The 24422-nt window shown below is 73.6% G+C and carries 17 protein-coding genes, 1 pseudogene and 1 riboswitch; of the genes and pseudogenes, 13 read left to right on the forward strand and 5 right to left on the reverse strand.

Annotated features, from left to right (window positions below):
- Positions 1-703 (reverse strand): annotated as a pseudogene (locus G3I42_RS23340) (cobalamin biosynthesis protein CobG); the annotation flags it as partial.
- 122 nt (positions 704-825) lie between these two features.
- Positions 826-901: riboswitch (cobalamin riboswitch) on the forward strand.
- 55 nt (positions 902-956) lie between these two features.
- On the opposite strand from G3I42_RS23340, the gene cobN reads away from it, so the two are divergent.
- The 7 genes from cobN (at position 957) to G3I42_RS23375 (ending at position 11918) form a co-directional block, all read left to right on the forward strand.
- Positions 957-4547, forward strand: coding sequence for a cobaltochelatase subunit CobN (gene cobN / locus G3I42_RS23345; RefSeq protein ID WP_164289000.1), 3591 nt, complete (start codon positions 957-959; stop codon positions 4545-4547).
- Between the two features lie 93 nt (positions 4548-4640).
- Entirely contained in the window at positions 4641-6104 is a 1464-nt protein-coding gene (locus G3I42_RS23350; protein WP_164288977.1) for a hypothetical protein, read from the forward strand.
- Positions 6105-6424: 320 nt separating this feature from the next.
- On the forward strand, positions 6425-7948 hold the full coding sequence (locus tag G3I42_RS23355) for a CoA-acylating methylmalonate-semialdehyde dehydrogenase (RefSeq protein ID WP_164288978.1): 1524 nt from the start codon (positions 6425-6427) through the stop codon (positions 7946-7948).
- Positions 7949-7958: 10 nt separating this feature from the next.
- Entirely contained in the window at positions 7959-9134 is a 1176-nt protein-coding gene (locus G3I42_RS23360) for an acyl-CoA dehydrogenase family protein (RefSeq protein WP_164288979.1), read from the forward strand.
- Entirely contained in the window at positions 9131-10231 is a 1101-nt protein-coding gene (locus G3I42_RS23365; protein WP_164288980.1) for an enoyl-CoA hydratase/isomerase family protein, read from the forward strand. Before G3I42_RS23360 ends, G3I42_RS23365 begins: the two co-directional genes overlap by 4 nt.
- A 50-nt stretch (positions 10232-10281) precedes the next feature.
- Positions 10282-11145 (forward strand): 3-hydroxyisobutyrate dehydrogenase, encoded by an 864-nt coding sequence (mmsB, locus tag G3I42_RS23370; RefSeq protein WP_203607213.1) that lies wholly within the window; start codon positions 10282-10284, stop codon positions 11143-11145.
- Positions 11142-11918, forward strand: coding sequence for an enoyl-CoA hydratase (locus tag G3I42_RS23375; protein ID WP_164288982.1), 777 nt, complete (start codon positions 11142-11144; stop codon positions 11916-11918). Before mmsB ends, G3I42_RS23375 begins: the two co-directional genes overlap by 4 nt.
- 103 nt (positions 11919-12021) lie before the next feature.
- On the opposite strand, the gene G3I42_RS23380 is transcribed toward G3I42_RS23375, so the two are convergent.
- Together G3I42_RS23380 and aceA are read right to left on the reverse strand one after the other, a co-directional pair.
- Positions 12022-13560, reverse strand: a complete 1539-nt coding sequence (locus G3I42_RS23380) for a malate synthase (RefSeq protein ID WP_164288983.1) — start codon at positions 13558-13560, stop codon at positions 12022-12024.
- A gap of 248 nt (positions 13561-13808) precedes the next feature.
- Positions 13809-15089 carry an isocitrate lyase gene (aceA, locus tag G3I42_RS23385; protein ID WP_164288985.1) on the reverse strand — a complete coding sequence of 427 codons (1281 nt, stop codon included), beginning with the start codon at positions 15087-15089 and terminating at the stop codon, positions 13809-13811.
- 336 nt (positions 15090-15425) lie between these two features.
- Here aceA and G3I42_RS23390 point away from each other — a divergent pair, with 336 nt between their 5' ends.
- The gene (locus G3I42_RS23390; protein ID WP_164288986.1) at positions 15426-16838 is read left to right on the forward strand and encodes a short-chain fatty acyl-CoA regulator family protein; all 1413 of its coding nucleotides are present in this window, start codon (positions 15426-15428) and stop codon (positions 16836-16838) included.
- Positions 16839-17012: 174 nt separating this feature from the next.
- On the forward strand, positions 17013-18242 hold the full coding sequence (manD, locus tag G3I42_RS23395) for a D-mannonate dehydratase ManD (protein ID WP_164288988.1): 1230 nt from the start codon (positions 17013-17015) through the stop codon (positions 18240-18242).
- A gap of 43 nt (positions 18243-18285) precedes the next feature.
- Here manD and G3I42_RS23400 read toward each other — a convergent pair whose 3' ends face one another.
- Positions 18286-19251 carry a pirin family protein gene (locus G3I42_RS23400; RefSeq protein ID WP_164288990.1) on the reverse strand — a complete coding sequence of 322 codons (966 nt, stop codon included), beginning with the start codon at positions 19249-19251 and terminating at the stop codon, positions 18286-18288.
- Positions 19252-19339: 88 nt separating this feature from the next.
- Here G3I42_RS23400 and G3I42_RS23405 point away from each other — a divergent pair, with 88 nt between their 5' ends.
- From G3I42_RS23405 to G3I42_RS23420, 4 genes are read left to right on the forward strand one after another with little or no spacing between them, the layout of a single operon-like run.
- The gene (locus G3I42_RS23405; protein WP_164288992.1) at positions 19340-20020 is read left to right on the forward strand and encodes an ABC transporter permease; all 681 of its coding nucleotides are present in this window, start codon (positions 19340-19342) and stop codon (positions 20018-20020) included.
- The gene (locus G3I42_RS23410; RefSeq protein WP_164288994.1) at positions 20017-20691 is read left to right on the forward strand and encodes an ABC transporter permease subunit; all 675 of its coding nucleotides are present in this window, start codon (positions 20017-20019) and stop codon (positions 20689-20691) included. The genes G3I42_RS23405 and G3I42_RS23410 overlap by 4 nt, the downstream gene beginning before the upstream one ends.
- Positions 20688-21656 carry an ABC transporter substrate-binding protein gene (locus tag G3I42_RS23415; RefSeq protein WP_164288996.1) on the forward strand — a complete coding sequence of 323 codons (969 nt, stop codon included), beginning with the start codon at positions 20688-20690 and terminating at the stop codon, positions 21654-21656. Before G3I42_RS23410 ends, G3I42_RS23415 begins: the two co-directional genes overlap by 4 nt.
- Before the next feature lie 22 nt (positions 21657-21678).
- Complete coding sequence (locus tag G3I42_RS23420) at positions 21679-23052, forward strand: carboxypeptidase regulatory-like domain-containing protein (protein ID WP_164288998.1); 1374 nt, start codon at positions 21679-21681, stop codon at positions 23050-23052.
- 98 nt (positions 23053-23150) lie between these two features.
- Here the strand turns inward: G3I42_RS23420 and G3I42_RS23425 are convergent, their stop codons facing one another.
- Positions 23151-24311: a betaine/proline/choline family ABC transporter ATP-binding protein gene (locus G3I42_RS23425; RefSeq protein ID WP_164289002.1), complete on the reverse strand. Its 1161-nt coding sequence runs from the start codon at positions 24309-24311 to the stop codon at positions 23151-23153.
- Between the last annotated feature and the right edge of the window lie 111 nt (positions 24312-24422).

Consider the following 24422-nt stretch of genomic DNA (forward strand, 5'->3'; position numbering starts at 1 on the left):
CGGGCAGCTCGGCGACCCGCCACACGCGGGTCCCCTCGGGGACGCGCGCCGCGGCGTCGAGGAAGACCTCCGCCGCGCGCAGGGCGGCGTGCGGGGCGTGCGCGGCGGCCACGGCGAAGCACTCACCGCCGAGGGACACCAGTGCCTCGTCCCCCGGCAGGGCGCGCACGGTGACGTCGGCCCCCAGCGCGGTCATGTCGCCCCGGCCGTCGTCGAGCGCGAAGAGGAACCGTCCCGAGAGAGCGGCGGCCCGGGCACTGCCGCACAGCCCGGCGTCGAGCGCGCGCAGCCAGTCGCGCACGGGGCGTACCCCGAGCCCGTCGAGTCCGGAGAGCGGCGAGGCGACGATGTTGCGGACGCGTTCGTGGGCGGGCGAGGGAAGCAGTCCGGCGTCCGCGAGGGCGCGGCCGAGGCCGTCACCGCAGGCGGGGTCGAGACCGCGCAGCTGGACGTTGCCGCGCGAGGTCAGGTGCAGGTCGCCGTCCCCGTGCCGCAGGGCCAGCGCGCCGAGGGCCTGCCACCGCTCCGCGTCGAGCACCCCGCCCGGCACCCGTACCCGGGCGAGCCCGCCGTCGTCGGCGAGGTGCAGCCGCAGCGCGCCGGGACAGGCGTCGCCACGGGCCCCGGCGGCGCTCGCCGGAGGCACCGGGGACGCCGGAGGCACGGCGGGGCGCGGAAGAGGGGAGGGCATGGCGGCGAGCATACCGATCCGCCGGACGGCGAGGCCGCCCCGTACCCCCGCCGACCCCGCCCCCGTACTATGACCACTCGGCGGTCCCACCCGGTCCGCCACCGCCACGACGGCGACTGGGGGCGACCCCTGGGGAGGAAGCCCGGTGCGAATCCGGCGCGGTCCCGCCACTGTGAGCACGCGCAGTCGCCGCGTGTGAGTCAGGAACTCCCGCCGTCCGAACACCGCCCGGGGCGTGGACACCCCGAGGAAGGGCCGACGCCGCATGTTCCTGCTCCTGTCGACGTCCGACACGGACCTGCTCAGCGCCCGCGCCGCCGCGGGCCCGGTCCCGTACCGCTTCGCGAACCCCTCGCGGCTCGCGCTCGACGAGCTTCCCGCCCTCCTCGAAGGCGTCGACCTCGTCGTCGTACGGCTCCTCGGCGGCATCCGCGTCTGGCAGGAGGGGCTCGACCTGCTCCTCGCCGACGGCAGGCCCGTCGTCGTGCTGAGCGGCGAGCAGGCCCCCGACGCCCAGCTCATGGCCGCCTCCACCGTCCCGGTCGGCATCGCGGCCGAGGCGCACGCCTACCTCGCCCACGGCGGCCCGGCGAACCTCGACCACCTCGCCCGTTTCCTCTCCGACACCGTGCTCCTCACCGGGCACGGCTTCGACGCGCCCGCCCCCGCCCCCTCCTGGGGCCCCCTGGAGCGCACCCCGCGCACCACCACCGGGCCCGTCGTCGCGGTGCTCTACTACCGCGCGCACCACATGAGCGGCAACACCGGCTTCGTGGACGCGCTGTGCGAGGCGGTCGAGGACGCGGGCGCCCGTGCGCTCCCGCTGTACGTGGCCTCGCTGCGCACCCCCGAGGAGGGACTGCTCGACACGCTCCGCACCGCCGACGTCCTCGTCACCACCGTCCTCGCCGCGGGCGGCACGCGCCCCGCCGAGGCGAGCGCGGGCGGCGACGAGGAGGCGTGGGACGCGGGCGCGCTCGCCGGGCTCGACGTGCCGATCCTCCAGGCCCTGTGCCTCACCGGCTCGCGCGCCGACTGGGAGGAGAACGACGAGGGCGTCTCTCCGCTGGACGCCGCCAGCCAGATCGCCGTGCCCGAGTTCGACGGCCGCCTCATCACCGTCCCCTTCTCCTTCAAGGAGATCGACGCCGACGGCCTCCCCGCCTACGTCGCCGACCCCGAGCGCGCCGCGCGCGTCGCCGGGATCGCCGTGCGCCACGCCCGCCTGCGGCACATCCCCGCGCCCGACAAGCGCCTCGCGCTCGTCCTGTCCGCGTACCCCACCAAACACTCCCGCATCGGCAACGCGGTCGGACTCGACACCCCCGCCAGCGCCGTCGCGCTCCTGCGCCGCCTCCTCGCCGAGGGCTACGACTTCGGCACGGAGCCCATACCCGGCGTCGAGTCCGGCGACGGGGACGAGCTGATCCGCGCGCTCATCGACGCGGGCGGGCACGACCAGGACTGGCTCACCGAGGAGCAGCTCGCGGCCAACCCGGTCCGCATCCCCGCCGCCGACTACCGCCGCTGGTTCGCCACACTCCCCAAGGAGCTGCGCGAGGCGGTCGAGGAGCACTGGGGGCCCGCGCCGGGCGAGATGTTCGTCGACCGGAGCGCGAACCCCGAGGGCGACATCGTGCTCGCCGCGCTCCGCTACGGGAACCTCCTCGTCCTCATCCAGCCCCCGCGCGGCTTCGGCGAGAACCCCATCGCCATCTACCACGACCCCGACCTGCCCCCCTCGCACCACTACCTCGCCGCCTACCGCTGGATCGCGGCCCCGGTGAGCGAGGGCGGCTTCGGCGCCGACGCGATGGTGCACCTCGGCAAGCACGGCAACCTGGAGTGGCTGCCCGGCAAGAACGCCGGACTCTCCGCCGCCTGCGGCCCCGACGCCGCCCTCGGCGACCTGCCCCTCGTCTACCCCTTCCTCGTCAACGACCCCGGCGAGGGCACGCAGGCCAAGCGCCGCGTCCACGCGACCCTCGTGGACCACCTCGTCCCGCCGATGGCCCGCGCCGAGTCCTACGGCGACATCGCACGCCTCGAACAACTCCTGGACGAGCACGCCCAGATCGCCGCGATGGACCCCGCGAAGCTCCCCGCGATCCGCGCCCAGATCTGGACCCTCATCCAGGCCGCCCGCCTCGACCACGACCTCGGCCTCGAAGACCGCCCCGACGACGAGGGCTTCGACGAGTTCATCCTCCACGTCGACGGCTGGCTCTGCGAGGTCAAGGACGCCCAGATCCGCGACGGCCTCCACGTCCTCGGCAAGGCCCCGGCCGCCACCGACCGCGTCAACCTCGTCCTCGCGATCCTGCGCGCCCGCCAGATCTGGGGCGGCACCCAGGCGCTCCCCGGGCTGCGCGAAGCGCTCGGCCTGGACGAGTCCGCCGCGACCCTCGCGAGCGCCGACGCCGCCGAGGAGCGCGCCCGCGCGCTCGTCCAGGCGATGGAGGACGCGGGCTGGGACCCGGAGGCCGTGCCGCAGGACGAGAACGAGGACGTCCGCGCCGTCCTCGCCTTCGCCGCGCGCGAGGTGGTCCCGCGCCTCGCGGCGACGACCGACGAACTCGACCACACCCTGCACGCCCTGCGCGGCGGCTTCGTCCCCGCCGGGCCCTCTGGCTCCCCGCTGCGCGGCCTCGTCAACGTCCTCCCGACCGGCCGCAACTTCTACTCCGTCGACCCGAAGGCCGTCCCCTCGCGCCTCGCCTGGGAGACCGGGCAGGCCCTCGCCACCTCGCTCCTGGACCGCTACCGCGCCGACCACGGCGAGTGGCCCACCTCCGTCGGGCTCTCGCTGTGGGGCACGAGCGCGATGCGCACGGCCGGGGACGACATCGCCGAAGCCCTCGCGCTGCTCGGCGTCCGGCCCGTGTGGGACGACGCCTCGCGCCGCGTCACCGGGCTCGAAGCGATCCCGTACGAGGAGCTGGGCCGCCCCCGCGTCGACGTGACCCTGCGCATCTCCGGCTTCTTCCGCGACGCCTTCCCGCACACGGTCGGCCTCCTCGACGACGCCGTCCGCCTCGCCGCCTCGCTGGACGAGCCCGCGGACGTCAACCACATCCGCGCCCACGTGCGGCGCGACGTGGCCGAGCACGGCGACGAACGCCGCGCCACGACCCGTATCTTCGGCTCGCGCCCGGGCACCTACGGCGCGGGACTGCTCCAGCTCATCGACTCGCGCGACTGGCGCACCGACGCCGATCTCGCCGAGGTCTACACGGTGTGGGGCGGGTACGCCTACGGGCGCGGCCTCGAAGGGCGGCCCGCGCGCGAGGAGATGGAGACCGCCTACCGCAGGATCGCCGTCGCCGCGAAGAACACCGACACGCGCGAGCACGACATCGCCGACTCGGACGACTACTTCCAGTACCACGGCGGCATGGTCGCCGCCGTGCGCGCGCTGCGCGGCACCGCGCCCGAGGCGTACATCGGCGACTCGACCCGCCCCGAGACGGTCCGCACCCGCACCCTCGTCGAGGAGACCTCGCGCGTCTTCCGCGCCCGCGTCGTGAACCCCCGCTGGATCGAGGCGATGCGCCGCCACGGCTACAAGGGCGCCTTCGAACTCGCCGCCACGGTGGACTACTTGTTCGGCTACGACGCGACGACCGGCGTCATCGCCGACTGGATGTACGACAAGCTCACCGCGACGTACGTCCTCGACGAGACCAACCGCGCCTTCCTCCAGGAGGCCAACCCCTGGGCCCTGCACGGCATCGCGGAACGCCTCCTGGAGGCCGAGTCGCGCGGCATGTGGGCCGAGCCCGACCCCGCGGTGCTCGACGCGCTGCGCCAGGTCTACCTGGAGACGGAGGGGGACCTGGAGGGCGACGAGGGCTGAACGGGCCCAGGGTGGGGGCCCGTTCGCCGCGGTCCGGGTGTACGGGCGGGGGCGCCGTCCACGCGCGGCGGTCCTCGTGATCGACTGCTCCGCATGGCCGTTCGCCCCCGCACCCCCCGTACCCGCGGCGTCCTCCTCGCCCTCGCGGCGTGCCTCACCGGGGTGGTCCCGCTCGGGACCGCCCCGGCCGCCGCCGCGGAACCGCACCTGACCGCCCCCGCCACGTACCACGTCGCACCGCCCGGGGGGCCCAAACGGCCCGCGCGCGACAAGCGCCTGCACGTGTACTACGACGCCGACACCGTGGCGGGCGAGAAGTCGGGGCGCCTGATCATGGACGTGCGCGGGGCCGAGAAGGTCCTGTACCTCAAGAAGTTCGGCAACGGCTGCGCGGGCGACCGCACCCGGATCGTCTGCGCCGTCGGCGCGAGCTACAACAGCTGGGGCGACTGGGCCGGCGCCCTCCCCCACGCGGCGCCGGGCAGCGAGGCCGGGGACGCCGGAGACCTGCACCTGCGCTACGAGGCGCCGGACGGCCGCGTGAGCGAGGCCACCACGCACGTCGTGGTCGGCGGCCCCGTCCTGGAGATACGCAGGGCCGAAGAGGTCACCCACCTGCGCCCCGGCGCCCGCACCCGCGTCGCGCTCGTCGTGCGCAACGCGGGCGAGACCCCCGCGCACGGCCTCGGGTTCACCTACACGACCAGCACCATGACACCGGCCGAAGGTTTCTCGAACTGCCGCTACCGGCGGACCACCGCCGTCTGCCGCTTCCCCTCGCTCGACCTCGCCCCCGGCGAGAGCGTCGCCCTCGCGCCCGGCCTCGACCTGCGCGCCCCCGAGGTGCGGACCGAGGGAAGCCTGCAACTGTCCGCCTGGCCCCTCGACCTCGGCCCGTACGACGGCGTCGTCGTCCCCGAGCGGGGCGAGCCCGGCAAGGGCCCCGCCCTGCGCCCGGAGCCCGGCACCGGCACGACGGGCACCTGGAGCCGCGAGGCCACCGCCTGGACCCGCTTCTCCGTCGACAACCCCTCCGACTTCGCGGCGGTCGGCGCCCGCCTGCGCGGCCACGGCGGCGAGGAGCACGACATCCGGGTGGGCGCCACGAACAAGGGCCCGGGAGACCCCGGCGGATACCCGTCCGTCAAGATCGAGTTCACCCCGCCCAAGGGCTCCCGCGTGCTCAAGGAGCCCATGGAGGAGCTGGACGAGGACTACTTCGAGCCGCTGTGCACGCACGACAAGGCCGGCGTCTACACGTGCCCCCTCACCGTCCACGAACCGGGTGACACGCAACTGCTCACCTTCCGCGTCCGCCTCGGCACCCTCCCCGCGGAGGGCTCCGTGCGGCTGCGCGGCAAGGACGGCAAGGAGTACCCGGCCGACCCGGAGCCCGCCGACGACACGGCACGCGTCGCGGCCGTCGTCGGCGAGGAGCCGCGGCCGGGCGACGGGGGACACGCCGCCGTGTGGGGAGCGGCCGGAGGAGCCGTGGTCGTCCTGGCGGGGGCCGTCTACCTGGTCCGGGCCCGCGGGCGGCGCTCCCGCGCGCGGTGAGACGCCCCGCGCCCCGCCCAGCGCGCTGACGGGCCCTCAACACACCCCGCCCGACCTGCGGCTTTGTCGACGTCCCCGTGCGGAGGCTGGATTTACTAGGACGTCCAACTATATAGTCCGGGCAGTTCAGGGGCGCGGTGATCCGGGATCGGCGACCGCCCGTGGGACGATCCGTGCTGCCCTGATAGTCAGAGATGTCCGAGAGGGGTGAGCCGCCCGCACTCGTCCGGCCCCGTACCGGCCGACCCGCACCGCTTGGTCCCGTACCGCCCGATCCGTACCGCTCGCCCTCCGTACCGTCCGACGAGAGCAGGCTCCTCATGGCCAGTGCGCCCGACCGCGCCCCCGTACGCGAACTCACCCACTTCATCGGCGGCAAGCACACCCCCGGCACCTCCGGGGACTTCGCCGACGTCTACGACCCCAACACCGGCGAGGTGCAGGCCCGCGTACCGCTCGCGAGCCGCGCCGAGACCGAGGCCGCGATCGCCGACGCGGCCCGCGCGCAGCGGGAGTGGGGCGAGTGGAACCCGCAGCGCCGCGCCCGCGTGCTGCTCCGCTTCCTCCAGCTCGTCGACCAGGAGAAGGACGAGATCGCCCGCCTCCTGTCGAGCGAGCACGGCAAGACGATCGCCGACGCGCACGGCGACCTCCAGCGCGGCCTCGAAGTCGTCGAGTTCGCCGCCGGAATCCCGCACCTGATGAAGGGTGAGTTCACCGACAACGCCGGGACCGGCATCGACGTGCACTCGCTGCGCTCCCCGCTCGGCGTCGTCGCGGGCATCACGCCCTTCAACTTCCCCGCGATGATCCCGCTCTGGAAGGCGGCCCCCGCCCTCGCCTGCGGCAACGCCTTCCTCCTCAAGCCTTCCGAGCGCGACCCCTCGGTGCCGCTGCGCCTCGCCGAACTCTTCCTCGAAGCCGGGCTGCCCGCCGGGGTCCTCAACGTCGTCAACGGCGACCGCCGCGCCGTCGACACCCTCATCGAGGACCCGCGCGTCCAGGCACTCGGCTTCGTCGGCTCCACGCCCATCGCCGCGCACATCTACGCGAGCGCCGCCGCGAACGGCAAGCGCGCCCAGTGCTTCGGCGGCGCCAAGAACCACATGATCGTGATGCCCGACGCCGACCTCGACCAGGCCGTGGACGCCCTCGTCGGCGCCGGGTACGGCTCGGCGGGGGAGCGCTGCATGGCGATCTCCGTCGCCGTGCCCGTCGGCGAGGAGACCGCCGACGCGCTCGTGGCCCGCCTCAAGGAGCGCATCGCCGGGCTCCGGATCGGCACGAGCGACGACCCCGAGGCCGACTTCGGGCCGCTCGTCGGTCCTGACGCCCTCGCCCGCGTCCGCTCCTACGTCGACCTCGGCGTCCAGGAAGGGGCCGAACTCGTCGTCGACGGACGCGACTTCACCCTCGCCGGACACGAGAAGGGCTTCTTCGCCGGCGCCTCGCTCTTCGACCGCGTGACCCCCGGTATGCGGATCTACCAGGAGGAGATCTTCGGCCCCGTCCTGAGCGTCGTGCGCGCCGCCGACTACGAGGAGGCGCTGCGCCTGCCGAGCGAACACCCTTTCGGCAACGGCGTCGCGATCTTCACCCGCGACGGCGACACCGCCCGCGACTTCACGCGCCGCGTCAACACCGGCATGGTCGGCGTCAACGTGCCGATCCCGGTGCCCGTCGCGTACCACACCTTCGGCGGCTGGAAGGCGTCCGGCTTCGGCGACCTCAACCAGCACGGACCGGACTCGATCCGCTTCTACACCCGCACCAAGACCGTCACCTCGCGCTGGCCCAAGGGGCTGCGCGAAGGGGCGAGCTTCACCCTCCCGACGATGGGCTGAGGGCACCACCATGAGCACCACCACACACCACACCACCACGTACGACACGCTGCTGAGCGAGGACCAGCGGGCCCTGGTCGAGACCACGCTCGACTTCGCCGGGGACCACCTCGCCCCGCACGCCCTGGAGTGGGACCGCGAGAAGCACTTCCCCGTCGACGTCCTGCGCAAGGCCGCGGGGCTCGGCCTCGGCGGCGTCTACGTCCGCGAGGAGTCCGGCGGCTCCGGCCTCACGCGCGCCGACGGCGTCCTCGTCTTCGAGGCGCTCGCCACCGGCTGCCCCTGCGTCGCCGCCTACCTGTCGATCCACAACATGGTCGGCTGGATGGTCGACACCTACGGCGACGAGGCCCAGCGCGCCCGCTACCTGCCGGGGCTGTGCGCCATGGACGACCTCGCGAGCTACTGCCTCACCGAGCCGGGCGCCGGCTCGGATGCCGCCGCGCTCTCGACCCGGGCCGTGCGCGACGGCGACGACTGGGTCCTCACCGGCGTCAAGCAGTTCATCTCCGGCGCGGGCGCCGCCCGGCTCTACCTCGTCATGGCCCGTACGGGAGGCGCCGGTCCCGACGGCATCAGCGCCTTCCTCGTCGACAAGGACGACCCCGGGCTCGGCTTCGGGCCCAACGAGCACAAGATGGGCTGGAACGCCCAGCCGACCCGGCAGGTGATCCTCGACGGCGTGCGGGTGCCCGCCGAGCGCATGCTCGGCGACGAGGGGCAGGGCTTCCGCATCGCCATGAACGGCCTCAACGGCGGCCGGCTCGGCATCGCGGCGTGCTCGCTCGGCGGCGCCCGCTCCGCGCTCGACCGCTCGCTGACGCACCTCACCGAGCGCGAGGCGTTCGGGCAGCCGCTCATCGAGTCCGAGGCGCTGCGCTTCCGCCTCGCCGACATGGCCACCGAACTCGCCGCCGCGCGCGCCCTGCTCCACCAGGCCGCCGACGCCCTGGACAACAAGGACCCGCAGGCCCCGCAACTCATCGCGATGGCCAAGCGCTTCGCCACCGACACCGGCTTCCGGATCGCCGACCGCGCGCTCCAACTCCACGGCGGCTACGGCTACCTGCACGAGTACGGTATCGAGAAGATCGTCCGGGACCTGCGGGTCCACCAGATCCTCGAAGGGAGCAACGAGATCATGCGCGTCATCGTGGCCAGGGGTCTCACAGGAGCCGCGCGGTGAGCGGCGCCCAGGGGAGCGGCGCGGAGAAGAGCGGCGCCGAGGAGGGTCCGGTCCTCACCTCGGTCGCGGGACGGGCCGCCCACCTCGTCCTCAACCGCCCCCGCGCCCTCAACGCCCTCACGCACGAGATGGTCGGCCTCATCGACGCCGCCCTCACCGCCTGGGAGGAGGACGACACGATCGAGACCGTCGTCCTCACCGGGGCGGGGGAGCGCGGCCTGTGCGCGGGCGGCGACATCCGCGCCATCTACGAGGCGGCGCGCGACGGCGACGGGCAGGAGGCCGCGGACTTCTGGCGTGACGAGTACCTGCTCAACGCCCGCCTCCCGCACTACCCCAAGCCGTACGTCGCCGTCATGGACGGCATCGTCATGGGCGGCGGCATCGGCGTCTCCGCCCACGGCTCCGTCCGGATCGTCACCGAGCGCACGAAGGCAGCGATGCCCGAGACCGGCATCGGCTTCGTACCCGACGTCGGCGGTACGTGGCTGCTCTCGCGCGCCCCCGGACACCTCGGCACCCGCCAGGCCCTCACCGGCACGGTCGCGGGGCCCGGTGACGCGCTGCGCCTCGGCCTCGCCGACCACTACGTACCGTCCAGCGCCCTGCCGGAACTCCTCGCCGCGCTCGCCACCCTGCCGGCGAAGGAGGCCGTCGAACGGTACGCGGCCGAGGCGCCGCCCGCCGCGCTCGACACCGACCGCCCCTGGATCGACGCCTGTTACGCGGCGGACACCGTCGAGGAGATCATCGCGCGCCTGCGGGCCCGCCCCGAGGACGCCGCCCACGCCGACGCGGCGACCCTCGAAGGCCGCTCCCCGAGGAGTCTCAAGGTGACCCTCGAAGCGCTCCGCCGCGTCCGCGCGCTCGGCAGTCTGGAGCAGGCGCTCGACCAGGAGTACCGCGTCTCGCTCACGTGCCTCGCCACGCCCGACCTCGTCGAAGGCGTCCGCGCGCAGGTCGTCGACAAGGACCGCGACCCGCACTGGAACCCGGCCTCGCTCGCCGAGGTCGACGCCGCCGACGTCGCACGCTTCTTCACACCCCTGGGCGAGCGCGAACTCGGGCTCGCCCCGACACCGGAGGTGACACGGTGAGCAGTACCGACAAGAAGGTCAGCACCGTCGCGTTCATCGGGCTCGGGCACATGGGCGCCCCCATGGCCGCGAACCTCGTGCGCGCCGAGTACACCGTGCGCGCCTTCGACCTCGTGCCCGCCGCGCTCGAAGCGGGCGTCGAGGCGGGGGCCGAGGCCGCCGCGAGCGCCGTCGAGGCCGTGACCGGCGCCGACCTCGTGATCTCCATGCTCCCCGCCGGGCGCCACGTGCTCGGCCTGTACGAGGACATCCTCGGCGCCGCGCGCCCCGGCACCCTCTTCGTCGACTGCTCCACGATCGACGTCGCCGACGCGCGCGCCGTGCACGCGCTCGCCGCCGGGCGCGGGATGCGCTGTCTCGACGCGCCCGTCTCGGGCGGCGTCGTCGGCGCCGAGGCCGGGACGCTCACGTTCATGGTGGGCGGGGGAGAGGCGGAGTTCGCCGAGGCGCTGCCGCTGCTCGACGTCATGGGCAAGAAGGTCGTGCACTGCGGCGCCGCGGGTGCCGGGCAGGCCGCGAAGATCTGCAACAACATGATCCTCGGCGTCTCGATGATCGCCGTGAGCGAGGCGTTCGTCCTCGCCGAGAGCCTCGGCCTCTCGCACCAGGCCCTCTACGACGTCGCCTCGACCGCCTCGGGCCAGTGCTGGGCGCTCAGCGTCAACTGCCCCGTGCCTGGGCCCGTCCCGGCGTCCCCGGCCAACCGCGACTACCGCCCCGGCTTCGGCGCCCCGCTCATGGCCAAGGACCTCGGCCTGGCGGCCAACGCGGTCCGCGCGGGCGGCGTCCGGGCCGAACTGGGGCTGCGCGCGGCGGAGATGTACGCGGCGTACGCCGAAGGGCGGGGCGCCGAGGAGGACTTCTCGGGCATCGTGCGGGTCCTGCGGGACGACTCGGGGAAGGCGGCCGAATGAGTACGTACGAGACGATCCTTTCCGAGCGCAGGGGCCGCGTCGCGCTGCTCACCCTGAACCGCCCGAAGGCGCTCAACGCGCTCAACGCGCGGCTCATGGAGGAACTGGTCGGCGCGGCGGAGGAGGCGGACCGGGACCCGGACGTCGGCTGTCTCGTGATCACGGGCTCCGATCGGGCCTTCGCGGCCGGGGCGGACATCACCGAGATGGCGCCGCGCACGTCCGTCGAGATGTACCTGCACGACTGGTTCTCGGCCTGGGACCGGCTCGGCAGGCTGCGCACGCCCACGATCGCGGCCGTCGCGGGTCACGCGCTCGGCGGAGGCTGCGAACTCGCCATGCTGTGCGATCTGTTGATCGCCGCGGACACGGCGCGGTTCGGGCAGCCCGAAGTCAAGCTCGGCGTGATCCCGGGGATCGGCGGCTCGCAGCGGCTGACCCGCGCGGTCGGCAAGGCGAAGGCGATGGACCTGTGCCTGACCGGGCGCACGATGGACGCGACCGAGGCCGAACGCGCGGGCCTCGTCTCGCGGATCGTCCCCGCCGCCGACCTCCTCACGGAAGCGCTCGCCGCCGCCGAGACGATCGCGAACCTTTCGGCCCCGGCCGCCATGATGGCGAAGGAAGCGGTCAACACGGCCTTCGAAACGACCCTCGCGGAGGGCGTGCACTTCGAACGCCGCCTGTTCCACTCGGTGTTCGCTTTCGCGGACCAGAAGGAGGGCATGGCGGCGTTTACCGACAAGCGGAAGCCGGAATTTCGGCACCGTTGAGGGTGGGAGCACCCTCTGTCGGGGCCGGCGGCCAGGGCTCCGCCCCGGACCCCGCTCCTCAAACGCCGGAGGGGCTGGATATGCCCCTCCGGCGTTTGAGGCGTCAGCTCGCCACATACTTGTCGTACCCGTACTGCGTGAAGAACAACGGCAGTTCAGCCCCCAACGCCGTCGCCGCGAACAACTCCCGCACTGCGGCAGGATCACTGCAGCCTCCCTCCGCCGCCAGCGCGTTCAGCTCCTCGTCGAGGTGCCGCTCCACCGTCTCGCGGCGCACCGCGCCATGCCGCAGCCACTGCCAGATCTGGGTGCGGGCGATCTCGGCGGTCGCCGCGTCGGCGATGAGGCCGCCCTGGTCCAGCAGCCCCGTACCGCCGAGCCAGCGGTCGAAGTAGCGGACCGCGAGTGCCACGCTGCCCCGCACCCCCTCCGGGCCGGGCGCCCCGGTCAGGCGCGGCACGGCGAGGAGTTCCGCGGCCCGGACCTCGACGTCGTCGCGCGTGCGGTCGAGCTGGTGCGGGCGCTCGCCGAGGACACCGCGGAAGACCTCGCGGCCCACCGGGACGAGCCCCGGGTGCGCGACCCACGAGCCGTCGAAACCGTCCTCGGCCTCCCGCTCCTTGTCGCGCCGCACCTCGGCGAGCGCCGCCTCGATCGCCGCCGCGCCGCCCTCGGGCGCCTGCGCGGCCATGCCGCCGATCGCGTGCGCGCCGCGCCGGTGGCACGTGCGCACGAGGAGTTCGGTGTACGCGCGCAGGAACGGCGCCGTCATCGGCAGGCGCGCGCGGTCGGGCAGGAGGAAGTCGGTGCGGTGCCCGAAGGTCTTGATGAGGCTGAACAGGTAGTCCCAGCGCCCGGCGATCAACCCCGAGCTGTGCTCCCGCAGTTCGTGCAGGATCTCCTCCATCTCCATCGCCGCGGTGATCGTCTCGATGAGCGCCGAGGCCCGCACGGTCCCCGCCGGGAGGCCGATCAGTTCCTGGGCGAGCAGGAAGACGTCGTTCCACAGCCGCGCCTCGTACCGGTTCTCCAGCTTCGGCAGGCAGAAGTACGGGCCGTGGCCCGCCTCGACGAGTGCCTTCGCGTTGTGGAAGAAGAAGAGCGCGAAGTCCGCGAGCGCGGCGGGCACCGGCTGTCCGCCGTACTCCAGGTGCGCTTCGTCGAGGTGCCAGCCGCGCGGGCGCACGACGAGCGTGGGGCCCTCGCCGGCGCGCGGGGTGCGGGCGAGATCCTTGAGGAGGAGGTGCCCGTCGAGGACGGTGTGCCAGGTCGGCGAGGTGGCGTCCTCGAAGTCGGCGGTCCATGTCGAGGCGCCCGAGCCGTACGCGGCGGCGGCGGCCCCCGGCGTGGGCGGGCCCACGAGTTCCACGTGCCGCTCGGCGAGCCCGGGCGCCGGGGGCGCGACGCGCCAGGAGCGGTCGGTGCGCACCGGCGTCGTGACGAGTGGGAAGTCGAGGCGGATTCCGGCGGCGAGGCGGTGCGCCTGGCGGCGCCGCTCGCGCAGCAGCCACTGGCGGCGCTCGCCGAAGGCGGCCACGAGCGCGCCGAGGAAGTCCAGCGCGGCAGGCGTGAGGATCTCTTCGTGGCGCGCGCCGGGGGCGGCGAGGACCCGGACGGTACGGGCCGGGGCGAGGGTGGGCATCGGGGACCTCCTGAGGCGGGGCCGGGACGGCGGATCACGGGGGACGCGCGGCCCGGGGGACCGGGTGGGGGCGCGAGGAACGGGGGCCGGACGGAGACGGGTGCCCGGCCCCCGTTCGACTCGGGGGGTGCGGGGACGCGCGCCGACGCGAAGGCGCGCGTCCCCGGTGCGGGGGCGCCGGAAGGCGCGTCCCGCGAGGAGAGGGCGAGGGCGGGCGAGGAGTGGGGCCCGCCTTCGTCCCGGTCCGGCTAGTGGAACTGCTCGGCCTCGGTGGAGCCGGCCAGCGCGGTGGTGGACGAGGCCGGGTTGACGGCCGTGGAGACGAGGTCGAAGTAGCCCGTGCCGACCTCGCGCTGGTGGCGCACGGCGGTGAAGCCCTGGGCCTGCGCGGCGAACTCGCGCTCCTGGAGGTCGACGTAGGCGGTCATGCCCTGCTCGGCGTAGCCGCGCGCCAGGTCGAACATCCCGTGGTTGAGGGAGTGGAAGCCGGCGAGGGTGATGAACTGGAAGCGGTAGCCCATCGCCCCCAGCTCGCGCTGGAACTTCGCGATCTGGTCGTCGTCGAGCGCGGCGCGCCAGTTGAAGGACGGCGAGCAGTTGTAGGCGAGCATCTGGTCCGGGTGCTCGGCGTGGATCGCCTCGGCGAACTCCCTGGCCTGCGCGAGGTCCGGGGTGCCGGTCTCGACCCAGATGAGGTCCGCGTACGGGGCGTAGGCGAGACCGCGGGCGATGACCGGCGCCATGCCGTTGCGCACGTGGTAGAAGCCCTCGGACGTGCGCTCCCCGGTGACGAAGGGCGCGTCGCGCTCGTCGACGTCGCTGGTGAGCAGGGTCGCGGCGAGCGCGTCCGTACGGGCGATGACGAGGGTCGGCGTGTCCGCGATGTCGGCCGCGAGGCGGGCCGCGTTGAGGGTGCGGATGTGCTGCGAGGTCGGCACGAGGACCTTGCCGCCGAGGTGGCCGCACTTCTTCTCGGAGGCGAGCTGGTCCTCGTAGTGGATACCGGCCGCGCCCGCGGCGATCATCGCCTTCGTCAGCTCGAAGGCGTTGAGCGGGCCGCCGAAACCGGCCTCGGCGTCGGCGACGATCGGCGCGAGCCAGTCGGTCGTGTCGCCGTCGTCCTCGGCGGTCGCGATCTGGTCGGCGCGGAGCAGCGCGTTGTTGATGCGGCGCACGACCTGCGGGACCGAGTTGGCCGGGTAGAGGCTCTGGTCCGGGTACGTCTGCCCGGCGAGGTTGGCGTCCGCCGCGACCTGCCAGCCCGAGAGGTAGATGGCCTGGAGCCCGGCCTTGACCTGCTGGACGGCCTGACCGCCGGTAAGGGCACCCAGCGCGTGGATGTAGTCGCGCTCGTGGAGCTGGCGCCACAGGCGTTCGGCGCCGCGCCGGGCGAGCGTGTGCTCCTCGCGGACGCTGCCGGCGAGGCGCACGACGTCCTCGGCGGAGTACGTCCGCTCGATGCCCTTCCAGCGGGGGTCCTCGGCCCAGCGGCGGGTCAGTTCGGCTGCGCGGTCGGTCGTCTTGCCCATGAGGGTCACCGTCTCCCTGGAGGTGTCGCAGTGATGTCGCTGTGGTGAGGTGTCACGGTTGTGAGGCGGGGGGACCGGACTCAGCCCTGTGCGGCACGGAGTGTCGCACTAAGTCCACTGGAGCTGTCCGCCCCGCCGCGATGCCCTCGTTTCCCTTGCGGGATCGGGGCGATGACTCGACTGTGGCACTGGCACTGAGTGCCATCAAGGGGGGAAATCTGTGAAGTCTGTGAATCTTCCCCCGCCAGCTTTGCGAAGCTTGCCAATCCCCTCGTGGCCGCTAAGGTGGCTCCCACTCTCGCCGGGAGTGACGTGGAGTGACGGAGGGGGCCTGCCATGGCCAGGACTTATGCGGGCGCGCGACTGCGCCGACTGCGCGAGGAACGCCGCCTGAGCCAGGCCGAACTCGCTCGCACCCTCGGCATATCGCCGAGCTACCTGAACCAGATGGAGCACGACTCGCGACCGCTCACCGTCCCGGTCCTGCTCAAGATCGGCGAGACCTTCGGCATCGACGCGTCCTTCTTCTCCGCCCGCGACTCCACCCGCCTCCTCGCCGACCTGCGCGAAGCCCTCGCGGCGCCGCTGGACGAGGGCCGGGTCCTGCCCGGCGAACTGGAGGAGATCGCCACCCGCACCCCCGGCGCCGCGCGTCTCCTCCTCGACCTCCAGCGCCGCTCCCAGCGCCTCACCGAGCAGCTCTCGGGACGCGGCGGCGGCCCCGAGGAGCAGCGGGAGTTCCCCGGCTCACCGCACGAGGAGGTGCGGGACTTCTTCTACGAGCGCCGCAACTACTTCCACGACCTCGACCTCGCGGCGGAAGACCTCGCCGGGGAACTCCGCGTCCGCCCCGGCACGGCGGGCCAGACCCTCGCCGAGCACCTGGAGGCCCAGCACGGCGTGCACGTCGCGACCACGGCCGGTCCCCACCTGCACCGCTACGACGCCGCGAGCCGCACCCTGCACCTCTCGCCGCGCCTGCGCCCGGGCCAGCAGACCTTCCGCATGGCCGCGCAGCTCGCGCTCCTGGAGTACGGCTCCGAACTCGACTCGCTCGCGGCCGAGAACTTCCCCCGCCAGTCACCCGCCCACGCGCTCACCCGTATCGGCCTCGCGCACTACTTCGCCGGCGCCCTCGTCCTCCCGTACCGCGAGTTCCACGCGCGCGCCGAGGAGTACCGCTACGACATCGAACGCCTCGGCGACCACTACGGCCTCGGCTACGAGACCATGTGCCACCGCCTCAGCACCTTGCAACGCCCGCGCCTGAGCGGTGTCCCGCTGTCGTTCGTCCGCGTCGACCGCGCGGGCAACATGTCCAAGCGCCAGTCCGCGACCGGGTTCCCCTTCTCGCGCTCGGGCGGCACGTGCCCCCTGTGGAACATCTACGAGGCGTTCACCGCGCCGGGCCGCGTGCACGTCCAGCTCACCCGCATGCCCGACGGCAGCCGCCACCTGTGGACCGCGCGCACCGTCACGCGGCGCGGCGGCGCCTGGGGCGAGCGCGGCAGCACGTACGCGATCGGCCTCGGCTGCGAGGTCCGCCACGCGGGCCGCCTCGTCTACTCGGAAGGGCTCGACCTCGACAACGCCGCCTCGGACACCCCCATCGGCATGGGCTGCCGCGTCTGCGAACATCTCGACTGCCCCCAGCGCGCGACCCCGCCCGTGGGCCACACCCTCACGATCGACGAACGCAGCAGCACGTTCGTGCCGTACCGGGTCCGGGAGGAACGGGCGGGGGAGTGAGCGGGGCTCCCCGCGCCCCAGCGCGAGCAGGGGGAGGCGCGTGCTCGTCGAGAAAACGTTCCACCATGAATGTCCATCGGTCAATGGCGCAGTGGCAGAGGTATCGACAGCACTCAGGTAAATCGGTATACCTGACAGGGCGAGCCCTCATACCCCCACCGAAGGACCCACCCGGTGAAGATCCACGCAGCGGACGTCGTCGTCACGAGTCCCGGCCGCAATTTCGTCACTCTTCGCATCACCACCGAGGACGGTCTCACCGGCCTCGGTGACGCGACCCTCAACGGCCGGGAACTGGCCGTCGCCTCCTACCTCGGCGACCACATCGTGCCGCTGCTGACCGGCCGCGACGCCGACGCGATCGAGGACACCTGGCAGTACCTGTACCGGGGCGGGTACTGGCGGCGCGGACCTGTCACGATGGCCGCGATCGCCGCCGTCGACGTCGCGCTGTGGGACATCAAGGCCCAGCGCGCCGGCATGCCGCTCTACCAGTTGCTCGGCGGTGCCTGCCGCACCGGCGCGCTCGCCTACGGCCACGCCTCCGGACGTGACATCCCCGAACTGCTCGACTCCGTGCGCGCGCACCTGGAGGCCGGCTACCGCGCGATACGCGTGCAGAGCGGCGTACCCGGCCTCGACTCCGTCTACGGCGTCGCCGCCTCGGCGAACGGCGCGGGCGAGCGCTACGACTACGAGCCCGCGCGCCGCACGGCCCGCCCCACCGAGGAGCAGTGGGACACCGCCGCGTACCTGCGGCACATCCCCACCGTCTTCGAGGCCGTGCGCGCCGAGTTCGGCCCCGGGCTGCCCCTCCTGCACGACGGGCACCACCGCATGACGCCGCTCCAGGCCGCGCGCCTGGGCAAGAGCCTCGAACCGTACGACCTGTTCTGGCTGGAGGACGTCACGCCCGCCGAGGACCAGGCGGCACTGCGCCTGGTGCGGCAGCACACCACGACGCCGCTCGCGATCGGCGAGGTCTTCAACTCCGTGCACGACTACACGACGCTGCTCGGCGAACGCCTCATCGACTACGTCCGCTCCTCCGTCACGCACGCCGGCGGGGTCACGGGCATGCGCCGCGTCCTCGACCTCGCCGCCGTGTACGGCGTCAGGTCGGGAATGCACGGGCCCACCGACATCTCCCCGGTGGGCATGGCCGCCGCCCTCCACCTGGACCTCGCCGTGCACAACTTCGGCATCCAGGAGTACATGCGCCACTCCCCGCACACCCTGGAGGTCTTCCGCACCTCCTACCGCTTCACCGACGGCCTCCTGCACCCGGGCGAGGAACCCGGCCTCGGCGTCACGCTCGACGACGAGGCCGCCGCGCGCTTCCCGTACGCGCCCGCCTACCTCCCCGTGAACCGGCTCGCGGACGGCACCGTGCACGACTGGTGACCGGGGCACGGGCCCACGGAACGCGCCCGCGCCCGGCCCGCCCTCACCGCTCCCGCCCCCGCGGCTTCAGCGGTACGGGCGGCAGCGCGGGCGCGGGCAGGCGTGCGCCGTCGTAGCCGTGGACCTCGCCGAAGCGGTCGCTCGTCATCCAGTCCTCGCGGGCCCGCTCGATCTCCTGCTGCGTACGGCCCACGAAGTTCCACCACATGAGCAGCCTCTCCGCGAAGGGCTCCCCGCCCAGGAGCATCGCGCCCGCGTCCGACACGGCCCGCAGCGGCAGGCTCGTGCGCCCGCAGCCGAGGTACAGCATCGACCCCGGCGTCACGGGCACCCCGTCCACGGACAGCTCGCCCGACATCGCGAGGACCCCGTACTCGAAGTCCGGGTTCAGCGGCAGGTCCGCCTCCGTGCCCTCGCGCAGCGCGAGGTCCGCGCCGACGAGCGGGGAGTACGTCGTACCGGGCGACGTCGCCGTGTCGAGCGTGCCGAGCACCACCGTTGCGTCGAGCCCCGGGGCCGTGACGTGCGGAAGGTCCGCGTGGTGCTCGAAGTGCGCGGCCACATGGCGCGCCTCGTCCGGCAGCGCCACCCAGAGCTGGGCCCCGTGCAGGTAGCGCGCGTGCGGGCGGGGGCTCTCCTCGGAGTGCGAGATCGCACGGCCCGAGGTCATGAGGCCCAGTTCGCGGGGCCTGATCGTCTGGAGCGAGCCCAGCGAGTCGCGGTGCAGCACCTCGCCCTCGTGCAGCCAGCTCACCGTCTGGAGGCCCATGTGCGGGTGCGGCGGCACCTGCATCCCGGGCTCGTCCGCGATGTCGTCGGGCCCGTAGTGGTCGACGAAGGCCCAGGCACCGATCATGCGGCGGCCGAGGTTCGGCAGCAGCCGCCGTACCTCCGTCGACTCGCCGAGCGGCACCCGACGGGGGCTCAGCAGCTCGCGCACGGGCGCCGCGAGTACGTCCTCGCGACCGCCGCACGGCTTCGGCACGGGGTGGGTGTCCAGATTGCTCATGCCGCTCAACCTAGCGCTCACCGCCGCACGCCACCCGGACGGTCCGCCCGAACGTGCCCGCACCCCGCGCCGCCGCTGGAATGGGGAGGTGAGCGCCAGCCCAGCCACCCCCGACGACTGCCTCGCACGCAACGAGTGGATCTGCGGCACGTACCTGACCACCCGGCGGCACGTGCTGCTCGACGCCGTCGCGCAGCACGTCGAGCTGACCGCCGCCGCCGTCGGCATCGCGCTCGTCATCGCCGTCCCGCTCGCCGTCCTCGCGCGCCGCCTGCGCTGGACGGCCGGGCCGCTGCTCGCGCTCACCACGGTGCTCTACACGATCCCGTCCCTCGCGATGTTCTCGCTGCTCCTGCCCGTGTACGGGCTCTCGGCGACCCTCGTCGTCGCGGGGCTCGTCCTGTACTCGCTCACGCTCCTGGTCCGCAACCTCCTCGCCGGGCTGCGCGCCGTGCCCGAGGAGACCCGGCAGGCGGCGCGCGGCATGGGGTACGGGCCGCTGCGGCTGCTCCTCGCGGTCGAACTGCCCCTCGCGCTGCCCGCCGCCTTCGCGGGCCTGCGCATCGCGATGGTCTCGGCCGTCTCGCTCGTCACCGTGGGCGCCATCGTCGGCTTCGGCGGCCTCGGCAACCTCATCTACCAGGGCATGAACACCTACTTCAAGGCCCAGGTGCTCACCGCCTCGGTCCTGTGCGTCCTCCTCGCCGTCGCCGCCGACCTGCTCCTCCTCCTGCTCGGCCGCCTCCTCACCCCGTGGACCCGCGCGTGAACGTACTCGGCGACACCTGGGACTGGCTGAGCGACCCCGCGCACTGGTCCGGCGAGAACGGCATCGCGCACCGCCTGAGCGAACACGTCCTGCTCACCCTCGTCTGCCTGCTCGTCAGCTGCCTCCTCGCGCTCCCCGTCGCCCTCGTCCTCGGCCACATCGGGCGCGGCGGCGCCCTCGCCGTCAACCTCGCCAACATCGGCCGCGCCGTCCCCACCTTCGCCGTCCTCGTCCTCCTCCTGCTCACCCCGGTCGGCAAGCTCGGCGAGGGCCCCACCGTCATCGCGCTCGTCCTCTTCGCCGTGCCGCCGCTGCTCACCAACGCCTACGTCGGGATGCGGGGCGTGGACCGCGAGGTGGTGCGCGCCGCGCGCGGCATGGGCATGACCGGGCGGCAGCTCCTGTGGCGCGTCGAACTGCCGCTCGCGGCCCCGCTCGTCCTCACCGGCGTCCGCATCGCCGCCGTCCAGCTCGTCGCGACGGCGACGATCGCCGCGCTCGCGGGCGGCGGCGGGCTCGGCCGCATCATCACCGCCGGATTCAACCTCGCCTCGACCCCGCAGGTCGTCGCGGGCGCCGTCCTCGTCGCCGTCTTCGCGCTCCTCGTCGAGGGCGCCTTCGCGCTGGGGGAGCGGTGGCTGCCGGTACGCGCACAGGAGGCCGCGCGGTGACCCGTACCCCGGGCGGCACGCGGCGCCGCACTCGTACGGCGCTGACGAGCCTCGCCCTCCTCGCCCAGCTCACCGCCTGCTCCACCGGCCCGTCCCTGGAGAACCGGAACGAGGTCACCGCGCCCCCGGGCGACAGCAAGCAGCTCACCATCGGCTCGGCCGGTTTCACCGAGAGCGACCTGCTCGCCCACATGTACAAGCTGCTCCTCGACAAGGCCGGCTACCGCACCCGGCTGCTCACCGTCTCCAACCGCGAGCTGTACGAGCCCGCGCTCGAATCCGGGCAGATCGACGTCGTCCCCGAGTACGCCGCCACGTTCGCCGACTGGCTGAACGCCAAGAAGAACGGCGCCGACGCGGAACCCGTCGGCTCCCCCGACCTCGACCGCACCATGCGCCGCCTGCGCGCCCTCGCCGCCGCGCGCGGCTTCGACGTCCTCGACCCGGGCAAGGCGGTCGACCAGAACGCGTACGCCGTCACCCGCGCCTACGCGAGGAAGCACGGCCTGCGCACCCTCTCCGACCTCGGCCGCGCGAAGCTCCCCGTCCGCATCGCGGCGGGCGACGAGTGCGCGACCCGCCCGTACTGCGCCCCGGGCCTGAAGAAGACGTACGGCATCGACCTCACCGCGATCGACCCCAAGGGCCTCGGCACGACGCAGGCGAAGAAGGCCGTCCAAGACGGTCGTGACCAGCTCGTCGCCACCACCACGACCGACGCGACGCTGGACGAGTTCGGGCTCGTCCTGCTCCGCGACGACAAGAAGCTCCAGAACGCCGACTACCTCGTCCCCGTCGTCAACCGCTCCCGGGCCGGTTCGCGCCGCGTCGCCACCGCGCTCGGCCGCCTCAACAAGGTCCTCACCACCGCCGACCTCGCCGACCTCAACCGCCGCGTCGACAGCTGGCGCCGCCTCCCCGAGGACGTCGCCCGCGACTATCTCGACCGCCACCACCTGCTCTGAACCCCTCAGGAAGGCAGCTTCGATGACCGAGGAGACCCCCGAGCCGCGCGGTCGCGGCGCCCGGCTCGCCGATCTCGCCCGCACCCTCGCGGGCGGCCTGTGGTTCCCGCTCCTGTTCTTCTTCGGCTTCCTGCTCTGCTACGCGCTGCCCTTCCACAACCCGGCACCGCACGACGTGCGCGTCGCCGTCTCCGGCCCGCAGGCCGCGCGCGAGATCGGCGCGGCCTTCGGCAAGGCGTCACCCGGCGCCTTCGACATCGTCACCGCCGGCTCGCCCGCCGAGGCACGCCGCAAGGTGCTCGACCGCGACACCGAGGCCGCCTTCGCGGCAGACGCCCGCCGCCCCACCCTCTACCTCGCCAAAGCCGAGGGCGCCCTCCTCGAACAGGCCGTCACGACCGCTTTCCGCACGCTGGTCGAGCGCCAGGGCGGACAGCTCGACACGGTCGAACTCGTCCCCACCGCCTCCGGGGACACGAGCGGTACGGGGCTCTTCTACCTCACGATGTCCCTCAACATCTCCGCCTACATCTCCGTCATGATGCTCATCCGCGCCCACCTCACCCGGCGCGGCAAGCTGCTCACCCTCGCGGGCCTGTCCGCCTTCATGAGCCTCGTCGCCTACTTCGTCGGGCGCGGCCTCGACATCGTCCCGGGCGAACCGCTCGGCATTCTCTACCTCTTCCTGCTCTCGCAAGCGGTCGCCTGGGTCACCTACGGGCTCGTCCCCTTCGTGAAGCAGTTCATCCCCGGCGTCGCCATCACGCTCTTCGTGCTGCTCTCGATCCCGTCGAGCGGCGGCGCCATCCCGTACCAGATGGTCCCCGCCTTCTTCCGCGCCCTGCACCCGGTCTTCCCGCTCGGCAACGTCATCGAGGCGCTGCACGGCATCTTCTACTTCGACGGCAAGGGCATCCTGCGCCCGACGCTCGTGCTGTGCGCGTGGCTCGTGTTCGGCCTGCTGCTCGTCGTCGTCGGGGCGGTGCTCGCCCGGCGCAAGGAGCACGAGCGCGCCGGGGCGGCGGCGCCCGAGGAACCCGTCGAGGACCCGGCCCTGGAGGCCCCGGTGCCGCACGCCGTCACCCCCGGCGCGCACGACCCCTTCGGGGAGCGCACGGCGGTGCTCGGCGGCGAGGTCTTCTACGACGACGGCCGCCCCGTGCCCGGCGTCTTCATCACCGTCCTCGGCCACGACGGCCGTCAGCTCCTGAAGACCGTCACCGACGACGAGGGCCGCTGGGGCGCGGCGGGGCTGCCCGAGGACTGGGTCAGCGTCCTCGCCCTCGCCAAGGGCCACCGGCCCGCGGCGAGCCGCGTCCTGCCCCGCGAGGGTCACGTCACGCGCCAGGACTTCGTCCTCGCGGCCCCGAGCGCCCACGCGGTCCCGAGCGCCTGACGGCTCGGGGACAGGGGGCGGGAGCACGTACGAGGTGGGCGGCGGTACGGGGGAGGGGCGCCGTGCGCCGGAGGCCGCCCCCCGCCCCGTACCGCCGCTCAGGCGTCCGCCACCGACTCGAAGTCCACGTCCCCGCGCCCCACCCCGCGCGCGTCCGCGTCCACCGAGCGGCGCAGCGCCTCGTGGAGCTTGCCCGGGGTCAGGACGCCGAGGAAGCGCGCCCCGTCGAGCACCGCGATCCAGCCCGCGTCGTGCTGGAGCATCTCGCCGAACGCCTGCTTGAGCGGCGCGCCCACCGGGACCCACGCGTTCATCCGGTGTGCCAGCTCACCGACGGGCCGCTCCCCGCCGCCGCTCACCTCGTCCACGCCCACCCAGCCGTGCAGCTCGCCCGCCGCGTCGAGCACCACCGCCCAGCGCGCCCCCTCCGCCCGCAGCCGCGCCGCCGCGCGCGCGGACGGCTCGGACTGCCGCACGAGCGGCGGCTCCTCCAGGTCCTCGGGCCTGATCTCGGTCACCGAGAGCCGCTTCAGGCCCCGGTCCGTGCCGACGAACTCCGCGACGTACGGGGTCGCGGGACGCCCGAGCACGGTCTGCGGCGTGTCGAACTGCTCGATGCGCCCCGGCCCGTACACCGCCATGCGGTCCCCGAGCCGCACCGCCTCCTCGATGTCGTGCGTCACGAACAGCACCGTCTTGCGCAGGCGCCGCTGGAGGTCGGTGAACTGGTTCTGGAGCCGCTCGCGCACCACGGGGTCCACCGCGCCGAAGGGCTCGTCCATGAGCAGCACGGGCGGATCGGCCGCGAGCGCCCGCGCGACCCCGACCCGCTGCCGCTGCCCGCCCGAGAGCTGGTGCGGATAGCGCGGACCGTACGTCTTCGGGTCGAGCCCCACGAGAGCGAGCAGTTCCCTCGCGCGCGCCCTGGCCCGGCCCCGCTTCGTGCCGAGCAGCGAGAGCACCGTCGCCGTGTTGTCGAGCACCGTGCGGTGCGGGAAGAGCCCCACCTGCTGAATGACGTAACCGATGCGGCGGCGCAGCGCGACCGGGTCGACGTGCGCGATGTCCTCGCCGTCCACCTCGATGCGCCCCGAGGTCGGCTCGACGAGCCGGTTGACCATCATCATGGTCGTCGTCTTGCCGCACCCCGAAGGCCCGACGAGGGTGACCAGCTCTCCCTCGGCGACGTCCAGGGAGAGGTCGCGCACCGCGACGGTGCCGTCCGGGTACCGCTTGCCGACGTTCTCGAAGCGGATCATCGGGCGGGGCCCCGCGGCCGTGGCGCTCACTTCCCGCCGAGCGGTACGACATCGGGGCGGCGCGGCCCGTGCACCCCCCCGGCCCGCGACCGGGTGGCGCGCACCACCGTG

The sequence above is a fragment of the Streptomyces sp. SID11385 genome (genome assembly GCF_010548245.1).
In the GTDB taxonomy this organism is placed as follows: domain Bacteria; phylum Actinomycetota; class Actinomycetes; order Streptomycetales; family Streptomycetaceae; genus Streptomyces.

What these genes read in the sequence shown, in the direction of transcription:
- G3I42_RS23360 (WP_164288979.1), top strand. Translation starts at nt 7,959, where the DNA reads ATGAGCACCACCACACACCACACCACCACGTACGACACGCTGCTGAGC.
- G3I42_RS23425 (WP_164289002.1), bottom strand. Translation starts at nt 24,311, where the DNA reads ATGATCCGCTTCGAGAACGTCGGCAAGCGGTACCCGGACGGCACCGTC.
- G3I42_RS23380 (WP_164288983.1), bottom strand. Translation starts at nt 13,560, where the DNA reads ATGCCCACCCTCGCCCCGGCCCGTACCGTCCGGGTCCTCGCCGCCCCC.
- G3I42_RS23375 (WP_164288982.1), top strand. Translation starts at nt 11,142, where the DNA reads ATGAGTACGTACGAGACGATCCTTTCCGAGCGCAGGGGCCGCGTCGCG.
- G3I42_RS23400 (WP_164288990.1), bottom strand. Translation starts at nt 19,251, where the DNA reads ATGAGCAATCTGGACACCCACCCCGTGCCGAAGCCGTGCGGCGGTCGC.
- aceA (WP_164288985.1), bottom strand. Translation starts at nt 15,089, where the DNA reads ATGGGCAAGACGACCGACCGCGCAGCCGAACTGACCCGCCGCTGGGCC.
- G3I42_RS23350 (WP_164288977.1), top strand. Translation starts at nt 4,641, where the DNA reads ATGGCCGTTCGCCCCCGCACCCCCCGTACCCGCGGCGTCCTCCTCGCC.
- G3I42_RS23420 (WP_164288998.1), top strand. Translation starts at nt 21,679, where the DNA reads ATGACCGAGGAGACCCCCGAGCCGCGCGGTCGCGGCGCCCGGCTCGCC.
- cobN (WP_164289000.1), top strand. Translation starts at nt 957, where the DNA reads ATGTTCCTGCTCCTGTCGACGTCCGACACGGACCTGCTCAGCGCCCGC.
- G3I42_RS23355 (WP_164288978.1), top strand. Translation starts at nt 6,425, where the DNA reads ATGGCCAGTGCGCCCGACCGCGCCCCCGTACGCGAACTCACCCACTTC.
- mmsB (WP_203607213.1), top strand. Translation starts at nt 10,282, where the DNA reads ATGGGCGCCCCCATGGCCGCGAACCTCGTGCGCGCCGAGTACACCGTG.
- G3I42_RS23390 (WP_164288986.1), top strand. Translation starts at nt 15,426, where the DNA reads ATGGCCAGGACTTATGCGGGCGCGCGACTGCGCCGACTGCGCGAGGAA.